This is a genomic window from Bradyrhizobium viridifuturi, from assembly GCF_001238275.1.
Taxonomy (GTDB): domain Bacteria; phylum Pseudomonadota; class Alphaproteobacteria; order Rhizobiales; family Xanthobacteraceae; genus Bradyrhizobium; species Bradyrhizobium viridifuturi.
On record NZ_LGTB01000028.1, the window covers coordinates 65,135 to 82,500 of the forward strand.

General features: G+C 62.2%; 12 protein-coding genes and 1 rRNA gene. 6 read left to right on the forward strand and 7 right to left on the reverse strand.

The genetic code is table 11. From position 1 onward, the window contains the following. The first annotated feature begins 59 nt into the window (after positions 1-59). Together ALC15_RS44260 and ALC15_RS24510 are read left to right on the forward strand one after the other, a co-directional pair. Positions 60-494 (forward strand): hypothetical protein, encoded by a 435-nt coding sequence (locus tag ALC15_RS44260; RefSeq protein ID WP_157860938.1) that lies wholly within the window; start codon positions 60-62, stop codon positions 492-494. After that, positions 491-2,872 (forward strand): hypothetical protein, encoded by a 2,382-nt coding sequence (locus ALC15_RS24510; protein WP_050629480.1) that lies wholly within the window; start codon positions 491-493, stop codon positions 2,870-2,872. Before ALC15_RS44260 ends, ALC15_RS24510 begins: the two co-directional genes overlap by 4 nt. A gap of 60 nt (positions 2,873-2,932) precedes the next feature. Here ALC15_RS24510 and ALC15_RS24515 read toward each other — a convergent pair whose 3' ends face one another. Together ALC15_RS24515 and ALC15_RS24520 are read right to left on the reverse strand one after the other, a co-directional pair. Then, the gene (locus tag ALC15_RS24515; RefSeq protein ID WP_050629481.1) at positions 2,933-4,414 is read right to left on the reverse strand and encodes a hypothetical protein; all 1,482 of its coding nucleotides are present in this window, start codon (positions 4,412-4,414) and stop codon (positions 2,933-2,935) included. Between the two features lie 130 nt (positions 4,415-4,544). Continuing rightward, positions 4,545-5,411, reverse strand: coding sequence for an alpha/beta fold hydrolase (locus tag ALC15_RS24520; RefSeq protein ID WP_050629482.1), 867 nt, complete (start codon positions 5,409-5,411; stop codon positions 4,545-4,547). Between the two features lie 234 nt (positions 5,412-5,645). On the opposite strand from ALC15_RS24520, the gene ALC15_RS24525 reads away from it, so the two are divergent. Further along, complete coding sequence (locus tag ALC15_RS24525) at positions 5,646-6,317, forward strand: TIGR02594 family protein (protein ID WP_050629483.1); 672 nt, start codon at positions 5,646-5,648, stop codon at positions 6,315-6,317. Positions 6,318-6,398: 81 nt separating this feature from the next. Here ALC15_RS24525 and ALC15_RS24530 read toward each other — a convergent pair whose 3' ends face one another. The 3 genes from ALC15_RS24530 to ALC15_RS24540 all read right to left on the reverse strand — a co-directional run bounded on the left by ALC15_RS24530 (position 6,399) and on the right by ALC15_RS24540 (position 8,820). Then, positions 6,399-7,331, reverse strand: coding sequence for a YARHG domain-containing protein (locus ALC15_RS24530; RefSeq protein WP_050629484.1), 933 nt, complete (start codon positions 7,329-7,331; stop codon positions 6,399-6,401). A 134-nt stretch (positions 7,332-7,465) separates the two neighbouring features. Then, positions 7,466-8,248 (reverse strand): MOSC domain-containing protein, encoded by a 783-nt coding sequence (locus ALC15_RS24535; RefSeq protein ID WP_050629485.1) that lies wholly within the window; start codon positions 8,246-8,248, stop codon positions 7,466-7,468. A 56-nt stretch (positions 8,249-8,304) separates the two neighbouring features. Further along, entirely contained in the window at positions 8,305-8,820 is a 516-nt protein-coding gene (locus tag ALC15_RS24540; RefSeq protein ID WP_050629486.1) for a GNAT family N-acetyltransferase, read from the reverse strand. 56 nt (positions 8,821-8,876) lie between these two features. Here ALC15_RS24540 and ALC15_RS24545 point away from each other — a divergent pair, with 56 nt between their 5' ends. Both ALC15_RS24545 and clpB read left to right on the forward strand, forming a co-directional pair. After that, a complete protein-coding gene (locus tag ALC15_RS24545; protein WP_050629487.1) occupies positions 8,877-9,440 on the forward strand; it encodes a helix-turn-helix domain-containing protein in 564 nt (187 codons plus the stop codon). A 191-nt stretch (positions 9,441-9,631) separates the two neighbouring features. Further along, positions 9,632-12,283: an ATP-dependent chaperone ClpB gene (gene clpB / locus ALC15_RS24550; protein WP_050629488.1), complete on the forward strand. Its 2,652-nt coding sequence runs from the start codon at positions 9,632-9,634 to the stop codon at positions 12,281-12,283. 63 nt (positions 12,284-12,346) lie between these two features. Here clpB and ALC15_RS24555 read toward each other — a convergent pair whose 3' ends face one another. Then, positions 12,347-12,607: a hypothetical protein gene (locus ALC15_RS24555; protein ID WP_050629489.1), complete on the reverse strand. Its 261-nt coding sequence runs from the start codon at positions 12,605-12,607 to the stop codon at positions 12,347-12,349. 89 nt (positions 12,608-12,696) lie between these two features. Beyond that, complete coding sequence (locus ALC15_RS24560) at positions 12,697-14,760, reverse strand: M23 family metallopeptidase (RefSeq protein WP_050629490.1); 2,064 nt, start codon at positions 14,758-14,760, stop codon at positions 12,697-12,699. 1,006 nt (positions 14,761-15,766) lie between these two features. Between ALC15_RS24560 and ALC15_RS24565 the strand changes: the two genes are divergently transcribed. Beyond that, a 16S ribosomal RNA gene (locus tag ALC15_RS24565) occupies positions 15,767-17,255 on the forward strand. The last annotated feature ends 111 nt before the right edge of the window (positions 17,256-17,366 follow it).

Genomic DNA, 17,366 nt, shown 5'->3' on the forward strand with positions numbered 1-17,366 from the left:
GCAATGGACATCAATAGCGGGCTAATGGTGTTCGTTGCAGGCTGACGTGGAATGCTTGGTTGCCGGGGAATGCAATGCGAACTGGTTTATCGATTGCGCTGGTGCTCATTGCGGTACTGGCCGCAGTCTTTTGGGCTGTCGATTTTACCACCCCGGATGGACGCCAGCCGCATCACATGGTGCAATCGCATGGCGCCTGCGACACGCAGGCGTCTGAGCATGCCGCGGGTCACATGCCCGATCTTGCGCGCCATCGCGAGCATTCGGCGGCGCTTGACCTGGTGGCCTTGTGTTCGGAGACCCATCTCGCCGTGAGATCGGGCGACTGGAGCGCCCCCGCCACCTGGGCCGAGGGCAAGCCGCCCGCTGCCAACGCAAGGGTCCGCATTCCATCCGGACTGACCGTCAAGGTCGATCGGGAAATCCCGGCCAAGATCGACTGGATTCGTGTCATGGAGCGCTGGTCTGGAGCACCGATCAGGCAACCTCCGTGAATGTCGGAACCATCGTCGTCACCCCCGAAGGGGCGCTCGAAATGGGGACCGAACAGCAACGCGTCTCAAAATCCGTTGTCGCAAAGCTCACCTTTGCCGCGCGAACCTTCCGGGACCGAAAGCGCGATCCGTTCGACATGGCGGGCGGGTTGATTTCGATGGGCGCCATCCGGATTCATGGTGCCGAAAAGACCGCCTGGAAAATACCGCAGACCCAGCTCCTATCGGGAACGGCAGTATTCAAGTTCGATCAGCCAGCGTCGAACTGGTCGGTCGGCGATGAATTGATCGTGCCGGGAACCAGCGACGCAAATAACGAGGATGAAACGCCGGTCATCGTCAGCATCGCCGGCGAGCAAGTCACGCTCAATCGGCCGTTCAAATATTCGCATCTGACGCCGGACGGCACGTCCGTTCCCGTTGGCAACCTCACGAGAAATGTCCGCATTACCTCCGAGGTGGCGGCGCCGCTATCGGCGCGAGGCCATATCATGTTCCTGCATCGGCAGACCGGTGTGGACATCGACGGCGCCGAGTTCCGCGACCTTGGCCGAACTGATGCGAAGCGGGCGCAGACCGTGCCCGATCTCGATGAGAGCGGAAATCTGATCGCGGGATCAGACGATAATGCCGTCGGCCGATACGCGCTTCATTTTCACATCGTCTCAGGTGCGCGCATCGATATTTCGCCTCATGTCGTGCGCAACTCTGTCGTCAGGGGGAGTCCGAAGCACGGCATCGTCAACCATGGCGGCCATGTGCTGGCGGAAAACAACGTGACGTTCGCGATCGCCGGGTCGCATTTCTTTGCCGAGAACGGCACGGAGATCGGAGCGTTCCGACACAATCTCGCGGTCCGGTCGACCGGATCCGGCGAAGATCTCGTCAGTCGAATGGGGATATTCGACAACGGCCATCAGGGGCACGGCTTCTGGATGCAAAGCGCCGGCGTTCGCGTAACGGACAATTGGGCCTTTGGCCACGCCGGGGGGGCGTATGTCGTGTTCGGCTATGCCTTCGCGGAAGGAAGCAGCCGTACCTATTTCGACGCGCGCAATACCGATAATCGCGTCAATGCCGATGCGGACGGCCGCATCGCGACGTCGGATGTCGATCTGTATTTCGCACGCAACTACGCGGCCGGTTCGACCGATGGCGTGGAGATCTGGAATCACAAACTACTTGCGCCGCATCCTTCGCAGAGCGTGATCGAGGATGTCACGGTCTGGAACGTCAGCCGGCATGCGCTCTTCATCCCCTACGTCCGGGACACGCTCATACGAAATGTCTACGCCTATGGCGGCGAAGGCCACATGGACACCGATTTCGCGATCGGAGGTAATTCCCAGACCGAGAACATCACCCTCCAGAACGTCTCGGCCGAGCGGTTTCCCACCGGATTGCTGTTGCCGAGGCGAGGTATCAACACCGTCGATGGCGCGTTCCTGCGTAATCGTACCAACATCCTGATCGAATCGGCGAATCGCCCGTTCCGCATGGTCACGCTCAAGAATATCCACGTTCCATCCGAGGGAGCGACAACGAATGTCGATCTAAAGGATATGGCTGTGCCGGCGAATGGTGACATCGCCATGCTCTTCGAAAATGACCGGATTCTTTGGACCAATGCCGGCGGCAAGACGCTCCAGTTGTACTTCGGATCCCAGAACGAGAACTTTGTCCCCTTTGCCGATAAGGGACCGGCGGACCTCAAGGGACTGACCAGCGGGGAGATCAAGGCCCGATTTGGCCTCGCGTTCGGCGGCCAGCTGGCGCCGAACGATGCGAAGCCGATGCCGCGCAGCAACGCGACAATGGCATACGTCGATGCGGACGGTCTGGTGCCGACACCGAAGGAATTGGAGCTTGCGCAAAATCCCTCGAACGAACTCTATCCCCTGGCGGGACAGCACATTGTCAACACGGAAGACCATGCTGCAAAAAGCCGCTGGACGTTCGCGGACGGAGTTTCCAGCCCGGAGCATCCCAACTTTGTCTTCGTCAAGAAGACCAGCCCCAAGCTGATAGTACATCCGATGCTTCGCAAACTGGAAATTCACCCTGATGATGTGCGCTACGGCTATCGGCTTGAGGGCATCGTTGCCGATATGGTCGGCAACCGGATCACCGAAATGGCGTTCATACAGGACTTCCCGCAATTGCGGCCCGACGGGCAAGGCCAGATCGCACTCGACGTGAAGTTTCCGGATCCGGCTGGAGACATGACATCCCTGCCGCTGTCGCTCACCGTGACGAAACAGGCCGTGAGGCGCGGAAAGAACTACGAATTCTACAAGCAGGCGCAATATTGCGGGAAGTGCAGTTTCGAAGCGGAGATGGAAAGCGACATACGCGCGATGTTTCCTCAGGCGCAATGACGTCGCGGCGCAGGTGCGGACCCCCGTCGATCGCGGTGCGTCCTGGGTAAAGTGCCGGCACTATTCGAGGGAATAGCGCCAGGACGTCAGGCGCTGATTGTAGTTGAGTTGTGCCGGATTGTAGGTGTTGCCGGCGTTGAAGAACTGGAGCTTCGGCACCGAATGCATGCCGTTCTTGTCGGGTTGTGCGACCGAAATGCCATATCCAGGCCCGAAGGGCGTCTGCAGGTAGACCGGCTCGGAGAAGGTCTGGAGGTCTTTTGACCAGATGACGCCGATCTTGGAATAACTCGTCGCGGGGTCATCGTCGCGGGCGTTGGCGAAGATGACGAATTCTCCATTGTCGAGACGGGTCATCGTCATGGCATGGATGTGGCACGCGCTTTGCGGCCGGTAGCAAGGATGCTGCGGGTCCGTAAAATATTGTGGGAAGTACGCCGCTAGGTCGGGTACGATCAGGCTGTCGTCGCGATAGAGCTTGAACGTTCGTGAAAAGCGAGTGTTTGACTCCACCTTGTTGGTGGCATCGACCCCATCGAGGTCAGCGCTGCGCACGATCGAATACACCGCCTGCGACTGCTTGTCCCAGAAATGCGCCAGCGGATAGCGGTCCGCCCCGAATAGGCAGCTGTCGCCGTGGTTTGCAGGATCGCTGACGGTGTCCGCCGTAGCATCGCTCCATCGTGCGGCGAACGATCCACCATAACGTCCTTCAAAGGCGATGACGTTCTTGTAGACGGAATAAGTCACCTGATTCTCTGGACACGGCGTGTAGTTGGCGAGCACGGTCAAAATGCTGATGCTGCCATCGTCGCGGATTGCGACATGCGGATATTCCGGTGCGTAGGCGGGAGAGGGATATTCGGCGATGAGCTGCTTCGGCATCCACGGCCCGGTGTATGGCGGAAGTATCTTGATGATTTCGAGCCGGTGGCTTCGCGCAGGTCCACCGGTCCCATATCCGGCGATCACGATTTCGCCGGTAGGGCCCATCGCCCCTCCGAGGTAGCTAAGAAGCTCATCACCACGGTTCTCAAATGTTGAAAGCAAGGTCCATGGAGCGGGACCCGGAGATTTCGGATCGAGCGAAAGTAACTGGATGATGGAGCGGTGATCCTTCGCGCGGGCCCAATAAGCGACCAGCAGCCTGGTCCCGTCGGTGAACAGCAGCGGAGGATGATAGGCGAGGTCGGCCTGAAAACCCGCCGGCGCGAAGGCATGCCCCATGTCGAGCGATTCGGAGAACGTTGTGCCGTTTCTCAAAATTTCGACACAGTACAAGCCCGGATTGGCAGGGTCGCAAGGAGCGAAAATCGGCGAATACTGATCGCCGTCGATGACTACGATCATGGGGCTCATCACGGCCCAGCCGATCGGGATCGAAGGTTGCGCCTTTCCATCCCGGACATAGGACGAGTCCGCCGCAGCGCCGGCGACTTGCCATTGCATTTCCTTGACGAGGCCCTGAGCGCGGACGTTGGTGGAGACGATGGCAAGCCCAACCGCAACGATGCCGATCAGTAGACGGTAGCCCGCTCTCATAGTTCGCCCCGCGCTGCGCCGGCGTTGACGGAGTCTTTCGTCGCCAATTCCGGACGCATACTGCTCGCCCTGTCCGCGTGCATCGTGCGGGCACTGGCTGCGTCCGCCGGCCAGCCAAGAAACAGGATAGTCATCCCGCCACCAGCGACCGCGGATCGCGCACCGGCCAGCGGCCGGCCTCGACCAGCGTGATGAAGCGCTCCACCATCTCGTTGAACAGCGCCGGCTCCTCGAGGTTGAGCACATGGCCCGACTTCGGGAAGAAGGAGAGGCCGGCGGCCGGCAGATGCTGCTTCAGGAACATGCTGGGCGCGATGCAATTGTCGTCCTCGTCGCCGCACAGGATCAGCGCCGGCGTCGCCGCGCGCTTGATGGCGTCGGTCATGGTGTAGATCGAGGGCCTGCCGCCCTGAAAGCTGCGCATCGTGTTGGCCGAGCCCTTGGCGTCGTGGCGGGCGAGCGCGGCATAGAAGTCGGCGTGGCCGCGCGGGTCCTTGACCAGGAACGGAATCCGGCTCGGCGCCTCGCGCGTCACCTTGGCCACCTCGATCGAGCCGATCGCCTCGTATTGCTCGGCATTGGCGCGGCACTGCGCGCGAAAGGCATCGAGATTTTCCAGGCTGGAGCCGGAGCCGACGGCGGCGAGCGTCATCGACAGCGCGCGCTCCGGCGCGTTCAGCGCGATTTGCAGCGACGAATAGGAGCCCATCGAGAGGCCGACGAAGTGCGCTTTGGCGATGCCGAGATGATCAAGCACCGCGAGCGCGTCGGTGTAGAAGTGCTGGTAGGTGTAGACGTCGGCATTCGTTGGCACGTCCGATGGCGTGTAGCCGCGCGCCGAATAGGCGATGCAGCGGTGGCCGCGCGCGAAGTAGCGCAGCTGTGGTTCCCAGTTGGTGTGGTCGGCTGCGAACTCGTGCAGGAAGATGATCGGGGTGCCGCTGCCGGCCTCTTCGAAATGCAGCCGGACATGATCTTTCGTGACGGCGTAGGGCATTGAAATTCTCCTCTCGTTGGCCGGCCCCAGACTTGCAGTTAATTTCCGCGGCGGCAATGCGGCAGTTCCGGTTCCTTTCTCGTCATCGAATCCACGCGGAATGACCCAGAAATCGTTGTCCGGGCGCCGCATCAAATCTTCCTCTCGCCACATCCCGACTTTCAAAACGCCCGCCGCATTCCCTGAGGGAACGCGTCGGGGAGTTGGGGGGCGTTACAGAGGATCTCGTGAAGTATGGTTCAGTTGCTTGCGTATCGCCGGTCGCTTCGTGTCTTGGCGCTGGCTCTGTGTTCGCTCACTCTCGCCGTCGTTTCGGTTTCTTCGGCATCCGCTCGTCCGCGTCATTCGCATCACGCGCATTCGGCCCATGGCGGTCATCACGCGCGGCATTCCGCTCATCATCACGGCCGGCACATCGCGCGGCTGTCGCGCGCCGAGCGCGGCGCACAAGCGGAAGCGAGCGAAGGTTTCACTGAGGCCAACGCGGCCGTGCTGCCGGGCGGTGCCGAGGCCGTGCCCAACACCGGCGGCGTCAGTATGGCAGGCGGCTTCGGTTCGCCCGGCATCGTTGCCGCGGCGCGCCGCTATCTCGGCGGCGGCAACCCGACCGGCCGCTCCAGCCTGTGGTGCGCCCGCTTCATGAACATGGTGCTGCAGGAGACCGGCCATCGCGGCACCGGCTCCGACATGGCGAGCTCGTTCGCCAGATACGGCACGCGCGTGTCGGGGCCGCAGGTCGGCGCCATCGCGGTGATGGGCCGCCGCGGCGGCGGTCACGTCGGCATCATCACCGGCGTCGACGCCAAGGGCAATCCGATCATGATCTCGGGCAACAGCAGCCATCGCGTCCGCGAGCTGCCGGTCTCGCGCGGCCGGATCTATGCCTATGTGATGCCGGCGAACTGAGGCGGGACGGTCCACCTCTCCCCCAGGAATGCGGGAGAGGTGGTCACACGCGGTGAGCTCAACCGGGGCTGCCGGCCGACCTCACTTCTCGTGTTCCTTCGCCTCGATCGTGCCGACGTTGGTGACCTCGAGGTTGCTCAGGGGGACTTCGACCGCAGCGGGTTGATACCAGGCGAACTGCGAGAAGTAGTTTGCGAGCACCTGATCCTTGAAGAACCGGCCATGCCGCGCGAAAATCTCGTTTCGCGCGATGCGCAGCTCGACCGCCGACATGTCCTTGAGATCGGCTTCACTCAGGAATCGCCGATCGGAATCGGGAAAGAGAAAGCCGTCATGCGCCTTGGCGCGCTGCGTGACGGAGGCCGGCACGGCGGGCGGCGTGGTGCGTCCGACCGTGGTCTGATCATCCGATCCGCCTGACTTCACCACGGTATGTTCGAACGCGGGGCCGACGGTCCAGACGGCGAGCGCCAATGCTGCGGCGGCTACGCCTGCGCCGTACTTCCAGTAGCGCTTGATCGGCGACGTTTCACGTAGCGGCGATCGCCCGGCTTCATTCAGGACCTCGTTGATCGTGTCGATCAGGCGGGTCATGTGCATGCGAAAGTCCTGACCCGAGTCGACCCGGGCCGCGTTGCAGAAGTGCAGGAAGCGAAGCGATTCCGGCAGCTCGGCTTGCTCCGGCATGGTTGCGCCGTTCACCAGCAGCGGCAGCAGCGTCTTGTCGTGCTTCAGCGCCGTCTCGATCTCGAAACGCACGGAATCGTTGGGATCCTCCAGACGCGTGGGTTTCCCATCATCGCTCCTGCCGATCCAATGCGGTCCGATCACGGCGATCACGACGTCGCAGGCGATGATGGCCTTGGCGATCCGGTCGACGAAGTTGGCGCCGGTGCGAATGCTGTTGACGTCGAAGAATACGGATTTCTCGCCGTACCTCTCGATCAGATGGTCTGCGATGCGGCCCGCTGTATCTTGATCGACCCGCCGGTACGAAACCATGATCATGCTCATGGCGACCCCGTGCAATCAATTTCGATAAATTTGCTGCAGTTCAAAACGTCGAGTGAAGTGTATTGCACGCAACCGAACATTGCAATGCAAGGCACGTTGATGCCGTGTTCAAGAAATACGGCACTCGCCGTGACCTACTGCGGCTCCGCCGCGATCGTGTCGCCGACGGCCGCGCCGCCATCGCTGATGATCTCGGCATAGATGCCGCATTCATTGTTGCCGAAGCGCTGCATCAGCGTGTTCGGGACCGAGAGGTCGCGCGCGCCGGTGTCGGGATCGACATTGACCGCGGCACAACGTGTGATCCGCTTCACAACTTTTGCCCGCGCACTACCGATCGCAATGGTCTGGTCGAGCAGGCTGGCTTCATGCCAGGCCGGCCAGCCCTCGACATAGAGGTTGGCGCGGAAGCGCAGCGGGTGCACCGGCGCCTGCACCATCTCCTCGATCGCCCGCAGGCTCGCCAGGTTGATGATCGAGACCACCTTGCGCGGCACGTCGGAAAAACTGTGCCCGGGGCTGACGAGGACCTTGGGCGGTCCCTTGATCTGGCTCGCATGACGATCGGCAAAGTAGCGCTCGATCGCCGCGCGCCCGGCTTCGGTCTCGAGATCGCCCTGCGCGACCATCGCGCCATCCCGGTGCAGCGTCAGCACGTGGCTGTCGTCGTCGAAATGGGCGCGCAGCGGCGCCAGCCATTCGTCCCGCTGCAGCATCAGGAAATGCGGCTTCGCCAGCCATTTCGGCGCCGAAGGGTCGAAACCGCTCGGCCCGTTCTCGATCGCGTAGCGGCGATCGGAGCGCAGCGTCTCGCCGACCTTGAGCTCGGCGCGGGGCAGCGGCTCGGGTGTCAGGCCCTTGACGGGATAGCGATAGATGCCGGTGATCCGGGCGGAGGAGGCATGTGCGTTGTCCATGTGCCCGCTCTAGCCTGTTTGGCGGGCGAGGAGAACCGCCGCCAATGCGAAGGCTGCTAGTCCGGGCGCGACGCTCCCGGTGCATCCAGCACGCGCTGCATGAAGACGAGTTCGAGCCAGCGACCGAACTTGCGCCCGACCTCCGGCATCCGAGCGACCTCGACGAAGCCGGCCTGGGTGTGCAGCCGGAGCGAGGCCGGATTGCCGCCGTCGATGCCGGCGATCATGACGTGCTTGCCGAGGGCGGTGGCAGCAGTGATGAGCGCATCGACGATGACGCGGCCAAGGCCGCGGCCACGATGATCGACATGGATATAGACGCTGTGCTCGACGCTGTAGCGGTAACCGGGGAACGCCCGGAAGTCGCCGAACGTGCCGTAGCCGAGCACCACAGGCCCCTCGGCCGCGACCAGCACCGGGTAGCCCAGCGCCAGCCGGGCCTTCATCCAGGCCAGCCGCTCGGCCTCGGTGTCCTGCTCCTCCGTCCAGATCGCATTCGAGTTGACGACCGCCTCATTGAAGATCGCGGTGATGGCGGGGATGTCCTGCTCGGTGGCGGGGCGGATAATCATCGGTCTTCCTCGACAAGCCTCTTGTATAGCCCTTATCGTCTACTATATAAGACGGCATGTCAATTATAGAAGACAAGGCCGATGAGGTGCTCGGGCGGCGGGTTCGCGCCGAACGGGAGGGCCGCGGCTGGTCGCTGGCGGAACTCGCCGGGCGGGCAGGCGTGTCCAAGGCCATGCTGAGCAAGATCGAGCGGGCCGAGGCAAGCCCGACGGCGGCGACGCTGTCGCGGATTGCCACGGCTTATGGCCTGACCATGGCCGCGCTGTTCGAGGTCGCCGTGAGCAGTTCCCGCTTGCAGCGGGCCAAGGATCAGCCGGTCTGGCGCGATCCGAAGGCGGCCTATCTGCGGCGGCAGGTATTCCTGCATCCGGCCAATCCGCTGGAGCTGGTCGAGGTCGAGCTACCTGCCAACCAGGAAGCCGGCTTCCCCGCCAGCGCCTATCACCTGATCCGTCAGGTGGTCTGGGTGATCAGCGGCCGCCTCGTCTTGATGGAGGGGGCGGAGCGCCATGAGCTCGCAGCGGGCGACCGCGTCGAGCTTGGGCCGCCGTCGGACATCGTCTTCCGTAACGAAACTGCTCAGCCCTGCCGCTACCTTGTCGCCATCGTGCGGCGCTGAGCTCCACCGGGCGAAATCGCAGGCTGTGGCTCTTCCGTTTTGGAACCAAGTGCCCACATCTGCGGCAAGCCTGAAAAATGATGGCGACGACCAGAGGCTGGTTGAGGAACGTCAACGCGGCCCGCGGAAACCCAATGAAGATGCCGTTGTCATGCCTGAATGGGTGACGATGGCAGGCCGAGGGAAAACGAATGAACATCGAGAAGTACACCGAGCGCGCGCGCGGATTCATCCAGTCTGCCCAATCGCTCGCAATGCGCGACGGTCACCAGCAGTTCTCACCGCTGCATCTGCTCAAGGTGCTGCTGGACGACAATGAGGGGCTCGCCGGAGGTCTGATCGACCGTGCGGGCGGTAATTCCAGAGCGATCCTGAAATCGACCGAAGAGGCGCTGAACAAGCTGCCGAAAGTTTCGGGAGGTGGTGCCGGACAGGTGTACCTGTCGCCGGAGCTGGTGCGCGCCTTCGATGCTGCCGAAAAGGCCGCCGACAAGGCCGGCGACAGCTTCGTCACCGTCGAGCGGCTGCTGCTCGGGCTTACGCTCGAGAAGGGCAGCGAGGCAGCGAACATCCTGAGCAAGGGCGGCGTCACGGCGCAGAACCTGAACGCGGCGATCGAAGCGCTGCGCAAGGGCCGCACCGCCGATAGCGCGACGGCTGAAAACGCTTATGACGCGCTGAAGAAATATGCCCGCGACCTGACCCAGGCTGCGCGCGACGGCAAGCTCGACCCGGTGATCGGCCGTGACGAGGAGATCCGCCGGACCATCCAGGTGCTGTCGCGGCGGACCAAGAACAATCCTGTCCTGATCGGTGAGCCCGGCGTCGGCAAGACCGCGATCGTCGAGGGCTTGGCGCTGCGCATCCTCAACGGCGACGTGCCGGAGAGCCTCAAGGACAAGAAGCTGCTGTCGCTCGACATGGGCGCCCTGATCGCCGGCGCGAAATATCGCGGCGAGTTCGAGGAGCGGCTGAAGTCCGTCCTGCAGGAGGTCTCGACCGCCGAAGGCGGCATCATCCTGTTCATTGACGAGATGCACACCCTGATCGGCGCCGGCAAGGCCGACGGCGCGATGGACGCGTCCAACCTGTTGAAGCCTGCGCTCGCGCGCGGTGAGCTGCACTGTATCGGTGCGACCACGCTCGACGAGTACCGCAAGCATGTCGAGAAGGACGCGGCGCTGGCCCGCCGGTTCCAGCCGATCTATGTCAGCGAGCCGACAGTCGAGGACACCATCTCGATCCTGCGTGGTCTGAAGGACAAATACGAGCAGCATCACGGCGTGCGCATCACCGACTCCGCGTTGGTGGCCGCGACCACGCTGTCGAATCGCTACATCACCGACCGCTTCCTGCCCGACAAGGCCATCGACCTGATGGACGAGGCGGCAGCGCGGCTGAAGATGCAGGTCGATTCCAAGCCCGAGGAGCTCGATTCGCTGGATCGCGACATCATCCGGCTGAAGATCGAGCAGGAGGCGCTGAAGAAGGAGAGCGATGTCGGCTCCAAGAGCCGTCTGCAGACGCTGGAGAAGGAGCTCGCCGGGCTCGAGGAAAGATCGGCGGCGCTGACGGCGCGCTGGAGCGCGGAGAAGAACAAGCTCTCCAACGCCCAGAAGCTGAAGAGCGAGCTCGATGCGCTCCGTGTCGAGCTGGCCAATGCGCAGCGTCGCGGCGAATTCCAGAAGGCGGGCGAACTGGCCTATGGCCGGATCCCCGAGCTGGAGAGGAAGCTCGCCGACATCGAGGCAAGCGAAAGCGGCAAGCCGAACGGCGGCGAGATGATGGAGGAGGCGGTCACCGCCAACCACATCGCGCAGGTCGTCTCGCGCTGGACCGGCGTGCCGGTCGACAAGATGCTCGAAGGCGAAAAGGACAAGCTCCTGAAGATGGAGGACAGTCTCGCCAAGCGCGTCGTCGGCCAGGCCGAAGCCGTGCGTGCGGTGGCAACCGCCGTGCGCCGTGCCCGCGCCGGCCTGCAGGACCCGAACCGGCCGACCGGCTCGTTCATGTTCTTAGGCCCCACCGGCGTCGGCAAGACCGAGCTGACCAAGGCGCTCGCCGCTGACCTGTTCAACGACGAGACCGCGATGGTCCGCCTCGACATGTCCGAGTTCATGGAGAAGCACTCGGTCTCGCGGCTGATCGGCGCGCCTCCCGGCTATGTCGGCTACGACGAGGGTGGTGCACTGACCGAAGCCGTGCGGCGCCGGCCCTACCAGGTCGTGCTGTTCGACGAGATCGAGAAGGCGCATCCCGACGTCTTCAACGTGCTGTTGCAGGTGCTCGACGACGGCCGCCTGACCGATGGTCAGGGCCGCACCGTCGATTTCCGCAACACGCTGATCATCATGACCTCGAACCTCGGTTCGGAGTTTTTGGTGAATCAGCCGGAAGGCGAGGACACCGGGGCGGTCCGTGATCAGGTGATGGGCGTGGTGCGGGCGCATTTCAGGCCGGAATTCCTGAACCGCATCGACGAGATCATCCTGTTCCACCGACTCCAGAAGAGCGAGATGGGCCGCATCGTCGAGATCCAGTTCGCGCGGCTGACCAAGCTGCTCGAGGATCGCAAGATCGAGCTGACGCTCGATCCGAAGGCGCGGGACTGGCTCGCGGAGAAGGGCTGGGACCCGGCGTACGGCGCTCGCCCCTTGAAGCGGGTGATCCAGCGCAGCGTGCAAGATCCGCTGGCCGAAATGATCCTCGCCGGCGAGGTCAAGGACGGCGATCGCGTGCTGATTTCGGAGAAGGGCAATGTGCTGACCTTCAACGGTCAGGTGCCGAAAACAGCCGAGATCGTGCAGTTCGATGCCCCGGTCTCGAAGCGCAAGCTGAACTGAGCGCGACTATCGCGACAATAAGGGCCCTCTCCGCACGCCGCGGGGAGGGCTTTGTCCTATGCACTACTCCTGCGGAACGATCGGCGGACTGGGCGCGCCCGCATCGTCGTCGGGCTCGAGCTCCGTGAGGATGTCGACCAGCTCGCGGGCGCGGCCCGTTGCCAGCGGCCTGCCGGCATTGATCAGCGGCTCGTCATTGGCGAGCCAGGCCTGCGCTTCGGCAAGTTCGGCGACGGTTGCCCCGGATGCGATGATTCTCGCGATCGTGACGTCGTCGGCGTTGCTGACGGCCTTCAACACGTCGTCACGGGTGAGGCTGGCCATGCGCGCCTCCTCTGCAAGGGGTTGCCTGGCCGGGACAAGCCGAATCGGACGCGAATCGTTCCGTTTGGAACGCTCGGGGAGGTCGGCTATCAGCGGTTGGTGGTGATGGAGCGCGTCTGCGAGGTCGAACTCGTGGCGTCCGAGACGATGCGCGAGCTGCCGCGGCTCGACATCTGGGCTTCGATCCGGTCGCGCTCCTTCTCGAAGTTCGCCAGCATCGGGCCTTCCAGCGAGCGGCCGCGCGGCAGTTTCACGCGCATCGGATCGACGAATCGGCCGTTGACCAGGATTTCGTAGTGGACGTGCGGGCCGGTCGACTGGCCGGTCGAGCCGACGAAGCCGATCACCTGGCCCTGTCGCACCTTCTTGCCGATCTCCATGCCCTTGGCGAAGGCCGACATGTGGCCGTAGGCCGTCTCGTAGCCATTGGCGTGCTTCATGCGGATATATTTGCCGTAGCCGCCCTCGTATCCGACCTTCTCGAGCACGCCGTTGCCGGAAGCGAAGATTGGCGTGCCGTAGGCGGTGGCCCAGTCGACGCCGGTGTGCATCTTCACATAGCCGAGGATCGGATGGCGACGGCCGCCGAAGCCCGAACGCATGATCGCGTTGTTGACCGGCTTGCGAACCAGGAACTTCTTCGCGCTCTTGCCGGTCTCGTCATAGTAGTCGACGAGGCCGTCATCCGAGCTCTGGAAGCGGTAGTACTTCTTGGTTTCGCCGCCCACGGTCAGCGCGGCGTAGAGCACTTCGGTCTTTTCGGTGCTGGTGACGCCTTCGTCCTCGCCGGCAAAGAACACGTCGAACGAGTCGCCGGGCTGGACCTTGCGCTGGAAATCGACGTCATAGGAGTAGATCTTGACCATGTCCTCGATGACGGTCGGCGGCACCTTGTTGCGCAGCGCGGTCTCGTAAATGCTCTGATAGAGTCGCACGCCGCTGCCATCATCCTCGTCGTCGCTGGAATTGTCGGCGGTATCGGTCGTGGTGTTCATGCTCTGCACGTCGACGGCAACGTATTTGCCGAGATCGGACAGCGCGGCGACGGCCTCAACCACGGAATCATTGGCGACGATGACGCGATAGGGTTGCAGTCGGGCGCCGGGTGCTGCCGGCGCCATCAGGATCCGCACCTTCTGGCCTTCCTTCAGGCCGCCGTCGCGGCCGCGCGGGCCGAGCGTTGCAGCAATCGCCTTCGCCTCGTCGGGCGTTGCGCCCTGGTCGCGCAGGATCGAGGTGATGCTGTCGCCCTTCTTGACGAGGTGAACGCGTTCACCGACCGGATTGCCGCCGGTGACCTGCTCTTTGGTCTTCGGCAACAGGGTGACGTTCTCCGGCACGACGCGGGTCTCGAAGCCCGCATAGGGATCGGAGACATTGCCCTCGGTCGCGTAGGCCATCCGCATATCGGGACCGGCGCCGGTGGCATCGGCCGCCGCATTGGCGAGCGAGGCGTAGCGCACCGAATTGCCGGAGCCACGCCAGTTGGCGGCGTCGCGCACCCGCATCAGGATGTCGTCGAGCCCGACGCCGGCGGCGAGCTTCGCCTTCGGCAGCACGGATCCGAGATCCTTGGTGACGAAAGAGACCTCCGCATCCGGCTCGGCGGCATCGGCCGCATTCGGATCCTCGGCTGCCGCCGGCGTGTCGGAGCCGACATCGGTCAACAAGCGCTGTGCATTGAAGGCAGGTATCTTTGACGACAGATCGCTCGTAGTCATCGAGAGATTGCCGGAAATCCGGATGAAGGGCCGCACCCGCATCACGTCGCGATTGCCGACGCGGGTCACGGTCGACACGCGAACCAGGCTGCGGGAGGCGGAAGATTCGCTCGGCGGGGGGAGGCGGTCGCCCTTGTGCAGGCTGACGACGCGATCGTTGCCGGTGAAGGCGCCGCGCAGCGCGCCTTCGACGCGCTCAGGCACCTTGGCGAAGGTCATCTCGCCGTCGAGCGAGGCAAAAACGGCGCCGCCGATCAGAGCTGCGCCACAGAGACCAGTGAGGATGGTGCCGCTGAACCATTGGACGGAGACACGGCGGCGATCGATCACCGCGGCCTCGGTGCCGTCGACTGAAAGCGGCGGTTCGTGACCGAGATCGATCATCCCGGTCTCGCGCCCAATGCCGCTTCCGCGTGACGCCCGTTGGCTCAACCCTGCATCCCCCCAAATTCCAGCAATTGCGATCGACCTCTGCTCGTCCTTGTCCCACCTTGATCCCCTCAGAGAGGAATCCCGGCAGTGTGGCGAGCCACACGCATCGAAATCGAGAAGACGATGGCCACTAGCTAGCCGTACTCTCGAACGTCAATGGTGTGCAGATCTCTCGATGTTGCTCGGCCGCGAAGGGAAGAGGCGACGGGTTCTCGGAGAAAATCGCCTGGTCCCTCAGAAAAACCACCCGTGCCCCCACAGGTTACGAGCGGTTCAGTGCATCTCTTATAGCCAGAACGTCGCAGGATTGTGGCTCAAGTGCGGCATTTAGGGTGGAAAAGTTTCCTGAAGCAGGGCGGGTGCCGCCGCCCCGGCTGGAGCGGCCTGGAACCCGTTCCGAGGGGGCTGACGGGCGCTCCGGCGGCAAACTTTTTTTCAAGTTTTTTACCACGTGCGTCGGGTGGCGGATTTTTACCTCCGGACTAAGTCACGGAAAGCACGAGGATTTCTTCGCACTGCACAACGGATTTGGGCGTGCGACGATTTGTTGACAATGGCCGTTGACAATCCGGAGGGGTGGGGACTATAAACCAACCACTGAGCGCGGCGCCGCCGGGTCACTGACCAAGGCGAGCGAACGCGCCTCTGATGCTCCTCACTTAGATGAGTGACACAACAGCCGACATAAATCGGTTGAGGTTCACTGTCTGCCGGTGAAGGGTAGAACCACCCTGTAAGGGTGTGGGGTCGTCTGATCCCGGGCTGTTTGACAAGTGAAGATGAAGAAAGAGAAACGTGGACGGCGGAGTCCTTGCGTCTCTCGGAGGACTTGAAAGCTTCGGCTTTTGACTTCTGAGAGTGGACGAAAGACTTCGGCGGTACACGTTTTAAAGGTTACACCATCGCTGCCAACGATGTGAATCGCAGGCGGCTCGTTGACTTCGGTCGACGAAGAATGGTGGGACCTCGTCAAACGTTGTGATCAGCCGGTTCAAGGTTTCAAGTCCAACTTGAGAGTTTGATCCTGGCTCAGAGCGAACGCTGGCGGCAGGCTTAACACATGCAAGTCGAGCGGGCATAGCAATATGTCAGCGGCAGACGGGTGAGTAACGCGTGGGAACGTACCTTTTGGTTCGGAACAACACAGGGAAACTTGTGCTAATACCGGATAAGCCCTTACGGGGAAAGATTTATCGCCGAAAGATCGGCCCGCGTCTGATTAGCTAGTTGGTGAGGTAATGGCTCACCAAGGCGACGATCAGTAGCTGGTCTGAGAGGATGATCAGCCACATTGGGACTGAGACACGGCCCAAACTCCTACGGGAGGCAGCAGTGGGGAATATTGGACAATGGGCGCAAGCCTGATCCAGCCATGCCGCGTGAGTGATGAAGGCCCTAGGGTTGTAAAGCTCTTTTGTGCGGGAAGATAATGACGGTACCGCAAGAATAAGCCCCGGCTAACTTCGTGCCAGCAGCCGCGGTAATACGAAGGGGGCTAGCGTTGCTCGGAATCACTGGGCGTAAAGGGTGCGTAGGCGGGTCTTTAAGTCAGGGGTGAAATCCTGGAGCTCAACTCCAGAACTGCCTTTGATACTGAAGATCTTGAGTTCGGGAGAGGTGAGTGGAACTGCGAGTGTAGAGGTGAAATTCGTAGATATTCGCAAGAACACCAGTGGCGAAGGCGGCTCACTGGCCCGATACTGACGCTGAGGCACGAAAGCGTGGGGAGCAAACAGGATTAGATACCCTGGTAGTCCACGCCGTAAACGATGAATGCCAGCCGTTAGTGGGTTTACTCACTAGTGGCGCAGCTAACGCTTTAAGCATTCCGCCTGGGGAGTACGGTCGCAAGATTAAAACTCAAAGGAATTGACGGGGGCCCGCACAAGCGGTGGAGCATGTGGTTTAATTCGACGCAACGCGCAGAACCTTACCAGCCCTTGACATCCCGGTCGCGGACTCCAGAGACGGAGTTCTTCAGTTCGGCTGGACCGGAGACAGGTGCTGCATGGCTGTCGTCAGCTCGTGTCGTGAGATGTTGGGTTAAGTCCCGCAACGAGCGCAACCCCCGTCCTTAGTTGCTACCATTTAGTTGAGCACTCTAAGGAGACTGCCGGTGATAAGCCGCGAGGAAGGTGGGGATGACGTCAAGTCCTCATGGCCCTTACGGGCTGGGCTACACACGTGCTACAATGGCGGTGACAATGGGATGCTAAGGGGCGACCCTTCGCAAATCTCAAAAAGCCGTCTCAGTTCGGATTGGGCTCTGCAACTCGAGCCCATGAAGTTGGAATCGCTAGTAATCGTGGATCAGCACGCCACGGTGAATACGTTCCCGGGCCTTGTACACACCGCCCGTCACACCATGGGAGTTGGTTTTACCTGAAGACGGTGCGCTAACCGAAAGGGGGCAGCCGGCCACGGTAGGGTCAGCGACTGGGGTGAAGTCGTAACAAGGTAGCCGTAGGGGAACCTGCGGCTGGATCACCTCCTTTCTAAGGATGATCCTTCAGCGAGCTCACGCTCACTATCGGATCGTTTTAGAAACATTCAGGGGCCAACAGTTTCAGGATTGTTGAGCTCCATTGGCGGGATTTCGCCGTCTT

Bases quoted from the DNA above. Each gene is read 5' to 3' on its own strand.
- ALC15_RS24515 (WP_050629481.1), bottom strand. From the start codon at position 4,414: ATGAGAGCGGGCTACCGTCTACTGATCGGCATCGTTGCGGTTGGGCTT.
- ALC15_RS24520 (WP_050629482.1), bottom strand. From the start codon at position 5,411: ATGCCCTACGCCGTCACGAAAGATCATGTCCGGCTGCATTTCGAAGAG.
- ALC15_RS24525 (WP_050629483.1), top strand. From the start codon at position 5,646: ATGGTTCAGTTGCTTGCGTATCGCCGGTCGCTTCGTGTCTTGGCGCTG.
- ALC15_RS24530 (WP_050629484.1), bottom strand. From the start codon at position 7,331: ATGAGCATGATCATGGTTTCGTACCGGCGGGTCGATCAAGATACAGCG.
- ALC15_RS24535 (WP_050629485.1), bottom strand. From the start codon at position 8,248: ATGGACAACGCACATGCCTCCTCCGCCCGGATCACCGGCATCTATCGC.
- ALC15_RS24540 (WP_050629486.1), bottom strand. From the start codon at position 8,820: ATGATTATCCGCCCCGCCACCGAGCAGGACATCCCCGCCATCACCGCG.
- ALC15_RS24545 (WP_050629487.1), top strand. From the start codon at position 8,877: ATGTCAATTATAGAAGACAAGGCCGATGAGGTGCTCGGGCGGCGGGTT.
- clpB (WP_050629488.1), top strand. From the start codon at position 9,632: ATGAACATCGAGAAGTACACCGAGCGCGCGCGCGGATTCATCCAGTCT.
- ALC15_RS24555 (WP_050629489.1), bottom strand. From the start codon at position 12,607: ATGGCCAGCCTCACCCGTGACGACGTGTTGAAGGCCGTCAGCAACGCC.